Annotated in this window: 2 protein-coding genes and 1 pseudogene; all 3 read left to right on the top strand. The window is 33.1% G+C overall.

Annotation, left to right across the window (positions count from 1 at the left end; genetic code table 11):
• Positions 1 to 1,377 (top strand): glycosyltransferase (locus tag Aru01_RS17825; RefSeq protein ID WP_042111734.1); only part of this gene is annotated, 1,377 nt, incomplete at its 5' end.
• Positions 1,378 to 1,743: 366 nt separating this feature from the next.
• Positions 1,744 to 3,618: an Ig-like domain-containing protein gene (locus Aru01_RS17820; protein WP_016655639.1), complete on the top strand. Its 1,875-nt coding sequence runs from the start codon at positions 1,744 to 1,746 to the stop codon at positions 3,616 to 3,618.
• 159 nt (positions 3,619 to 3,777) lie between these two features.
• Positions 3,778 to 4,931: pseudogene (locus tag Aru01_RS17815) on the top strand (IS4 family transposase).
• Positions 4,932 to 5,226 lie beyond the last annotated feature (295 nt).

Here is a 5,226-nt window from a genome sequence, read left to right as displayed (position 1 = left end):
AATGTTAATTTACAAAAAAATATACAACATCTGAAAAAAATTGGTTGGATGCCACAGAAATGTCAAGTAGTTAATGTATATGAACATTTGAGATATCATGATAGTAACGATAAATCATCAAGTCCTCAATTTTTATCTTTAAATGTTGATGATTTTGAAGTTGTGGAAATGAATGAGAAACATCAACGTTTTCGTTCGAAATCTGGTAACTTCTCAATGTATGTTGTTTGGCATGATGTAGAAAAAAGAAATATTAATTATATTAATTTTTACTTTAAATCAAAAAAAATAAAGTGTGAGTTATATGAGAATAATAGATTATATGTTTCACAATATTTTGATGAAAATTTTTATATAAATTATGAGGATATTTATGACTTTCAGGGTAAAGTTGTATTGAAACGTATTTATAGTTTGAAAACTCATTTAATTGAACGTATTGAGCACTACAAGAACTCAAAGCTTTATACCATTTATAAATCAGAACAAGAACTTACTTTGAAGTGGATGGATAGCTATTCGATTGAAAAAAAATCTATACTTATTATTGATAAAAATAGATTTTGGAGTTTGGCTGCAAGTCAAAGGAGGCCTCAATGTAAAGTTATTTCAGTATTACATAGTAATCATTTATGTGAATCAGAAATACATAATATTGAAACTGGTACTCTAAATTCAAACTATTCAGCATTACTTAATGAATTTCATCAAGTTGATACAATTATAACGTTAACACCACAACAAAAAGTTGATATTGAAACTAGATTTAAGAATAAAAATAATATTGTTACTATTCCTCATAGTGTAGATATTTTGCCAGAGGAAATTGAATTTAAACAAAGAAATTTAAATAAAATTGTTGCAATGTGTAGATTGGCACCAGAAAAACAAGTAGTAGATATGGTGTTAATGATGAGTGAACTGGTAAAAGATCACCCAGAAATGAAATTACATATATATGGTGATGGAGGTGAAAAAAATAAGATTATTGAAAAAATTAATGAATTAAAATTACAAGAAAATATTACATTAGAGGGATATGTGGATGACATTAGTTTAGCTTATCAGGATGCTATATTCTCTTTATTAACCAGTCGTTGCGAAGGATTTTCATTAGCAATTTTAGAGAGCTTAACTTTTGGTGTTCCAGCAGCTTCCTATGATATTCCTTATGGTCCTGCGAGTATGATTCAAGATGAGGTAAATGGTATTCTTGTTGAGCTTGGTGACTACAAGGGTATGGCTAAAAAAATATCTAATATTCTAGTTGATGAAAGCAAACTAAAAGAAATGTCATTGCAAGCATATAAATCTACTGATAGATATTTAGAACATAATGTGGCGAAAGAATGGGGAAAATTAATTTTTTCTGAATAATTTTACATATTATTGATTTTCAAATTCTGCTCTTTTATTTGTTAGAAAAGTATTTTTATAATAAATAAATAAATAAATAAATAAATGAGTGGGTTTTTTTGATCTTTAAATACTTGCGGGTGGTTTTTATCATGGTTTACAATTTTTTTGATATTAAGAGTAGGTATATTAAATTTATATTTATCTTGCAACTCGTCCAAATACAATAAGTTTAATAAAACTCTAGATTATTTTCTATTTATCACTCACTCAAATCATATATAATGCTCAATTTGTAACGCATGTTTAAAGTAAATTTTAATTATAACAATCAGTTTATTTTAAATGGCTTCCAGTATTTTTAAAATTCAGTAAGGGACTACCATAATGGCGGAAATCCAAATTATTGCTAAAGATGATCATCAAGTTTTAGCAAATATTTCCGGAGCAGGAGCAAAACTGCAAGAATCTTCAGTTGTTTTGTTAAAAGTATCTCCAGAAGATGTGCTGGTGATTCAGCGAGATGGTATTAATATTGTCATACAGTTAAAAAATGGCGAAGTAATCACGATAAAAAAATTCTTTGCTGAAAATACAGTTACGGATAATAGTCTGGTACTGGGTGATGGTAGTAATGGTTTAACTTGGGCTCGCATGACAGATAATGAAGGTGTGCTTTTAGAGCAAGTTAAATACCAATCTTTAGATAATATTGATGCCTTACTTTATAGTGGAGAGAGTTCAAATTTACTGTATTGGGCTGCATTGCCTGTAGCAATAGGTACAGGGATGATTATTCATCATAATAACAAAAAGGATTCGTCAGAGCCTGAACTTGACCATACTAAACCGACAGATCCTACAAACTTATCTGTTAGTGGTGATGGTAAAAATGTAAAAGGCAAAGGTGAGGCTGGTGCACTTGTAATCGTTCGTGATTCAAATGGTAAAGTAATTGGTAGTGGGACTGTAAACAGTAAAGGTGATTTTGATATTAAGTTGGATAAGCCATTAACCAATGGTGAGAAGCTTAAGATAAGTATCCAAGATGCTGCTGGAAATATTTCAGGTGAGGTAACGATTACTGCACCAGATACCACTAAGCCTAATGATCCAACTGCTATTAAAGTTGAATTAGATGGCTCTAAAGTGAGTGGTAAAGGAGAGCCAGGAGCAGAAGTCATTATTAAAGATAAAAATGGGAAAGAACTTGGAAAAGCCAAAGTCAATGATAAAGGTGAATTTGAGGTCAAGTTTGATCCTGCATTAAGTGCTGGCCAAGATATTAAGGTAAGTATTAAAGATCCTTCGGGTAATGAATCAGGAAGTGTTGCTGCTAAAGTTGCACCTAATCAACCAACAATCAATCACTTTGATGGTCATGAGCTGTCCGGTACAGCTGATGCTGGTACTGTAATCAAAGTATTTGTTGACGGTCGATTAGTCGGCACAATTATGGTCAATTCCAATGGGCAGTATAGTTTGAAGCTCAAGGAAGCGCTCAAGAATGGTGAAAGTATCATTGTTAAAGCTTATGATGAGTATGAGAATGCTTCTAAAGGCTCTGAGGGTTGGGCTCCTGATACAACAGCACCTATAGCACCTGATGTTATCTTCGATGGAAAAGTTGTACAGGGTAAAACTGAGGCTGGCGCTAAAGTAATCGTTAAAACTCCAACTGGTGAAGAAAAAACTGTTTTTGCTGGAACGGATGGAAGTTTTAAAGTTACTTTGGATACTCCAGTAAACTTGGGTGAAAGTATTGATGTAACTGCAACCGATAAAGCAGGGAATACCTCTGAGGTCAGTAAAGTTGTTGCAGTTAAACCATCAGCAGAACCAGATCAACCGAAAGAAGTACTGTCTGATACTGATACTGATACTGATACTGAGCAATCAAATGCTGAAATCGCGCAGAAATCTGTACAGAATTTATCACAACCTTTAGATATGCTAGCTCAGGATTTGGCTACTGAAAATGATCTTTTTGATGTGCTTGGTGTATCCGACAGGTTAGCAGCACAATTACCGCTATCTGATTTGCAGAGTGATGATCAAGTTGATATTACCAGCTTGCTTGAAGAGGTGCAGACAAAAGAATTTGATGATAAGTTCAACGATTTGTCACAGTTAGCAGTCATACAATCGCAATCTAGTGATACAAATATCAGTGATCTTGCGCTAAAGGCAGAAAGATTAATCATTAAAGATAGTTTCAAACCATTTGATGAGTTATCGCAATTTGAGGAATTAAAGTTTTAATATTCTCTAAATTAAATAACATTAACTGAGATGATGGCGATGAAAATTAAGGACCCTTGGGGCACTGCTATCCCATAGTTTGATTTAAATAAAAAACCTGAGTCTAAAATAGTTAAAATATAAGTGCGAACAAACACTTTAACTACAAGGACTCAGGTTTTGTCACATCAGAATACAGTATTTCATCAACTACTCAAACCTATTTTGCGACGAGATTTTGAACGTTTAGCTCATCAACATCATCAAGGTCAAAAACTAAGAAAAGCAACACGTTGGGATCAGTTTGTTGCCATATTGATGTCCCAATTATCTTGTCGACAAAGTTTAAGAGACATTGAATCCAATCTAGAGTCCCAGCAAGAGAAGCTCTATCATCTTGGCGCAAAAAGAATTGCACGTAGTACATTAGCAAGAATCAATGAAGAACAACCGGCCTGCTTATATCAACAACTATTCGGGCAGTTACTTAAAAAGTGTGAAACCTCTAAAACTACTCATAAGTTCCGATTTAAGAACCCACTATACTCACTTGATGCGAGTCATATTGATTTATCACTATCACTCTGTGGATGGGCAAAAGTACATGAATCCAAAGCAAGTATAAAACTAACGGTTGGACTCAATCATAGTAATACCATTCCCGAATTCGTTGCTCTGGGGGATGGGATTGAAAATGATATGGTACAAGGTAGAGCTCTCAAGTTCCCATCTGGAAGTATTGTTGCATTTGATAAGGGATATATTGATTATCAATGGTTTAGTGAAATGACTAATCATAATATTAGCTTTGTTACCCGTTTAAGGCCAAAGACTGTCTATCGTGTTAAGTCACAATCTAATGTATTGTCTTGTAAAGGTATTCTTGCAGATGAGCATATAGAGTTGAGTAGTGATTATGCTAAAAAACGTGGTGCTCCAAAACTATTAAGACGTGTAGAGTTTTATGATGCCGACAAGAAAAGAACCTTTGAATTTCTCAGTAATAACTTTCATTTGTCTGCTTCGACCATTGCTGCGATTTACAAAGATCGTTGGAAAGTGGAGCTTTTTTTAAGGCAATTAAGCAAAATTTAAAGCTAAAATCATTTCTTGGCCGAAGCCGTAATGCAATCCAGACACAAATATGGATCGCATTAATTGCCTACTTGTTAGTGAGTTTTGCTAAACACATGGCTCAAGATGGATGGAGTGTTCAGCGACTATTAAGAATTATTCAGGTGAATTTGTTTGAAAGGAAGCATTTAAGAGCACTGTTTTCACCAGAAAAGAAGTGGAATAAACAAGAAGAGCCTCAAATGAGGTTCTTCTTATAAAATTTGTGGGACAGCAGTGCCCTTGGGGTCCTTTTTTGTGACTTTATTATAAAAATCATCAAATGATGAACCAATTTCATCATTTGAAAAATAATACACTCTAAAAGTATGAATCCATACCTAATGCAGGCTCAACAAAGCTAGAAATTTCTTATATGATTTGCGCAATTGAAAAGGAATAATTCTTTAGTCTTTCGCTACTTAAGTAATTTTATATAGAAATACTTTAGTCTAATAGTCCTTTTTTTTATTACACTATTCAGGCAATTTATTTGCGTACAGTTGTATATTATTC

This window comes from Acinetobacter rudis (genome assembly GCF_000829675.1).
GTDB lineage: Bacteria > Pseudomonadota > Gammaproteobacteria > Pseudomonadales > Moraxellaceae > Acinetobacter > Acinetobacter rudis.
This window is presented reverse-complemented; position numbering and strand designations above follow the sequence as displayed.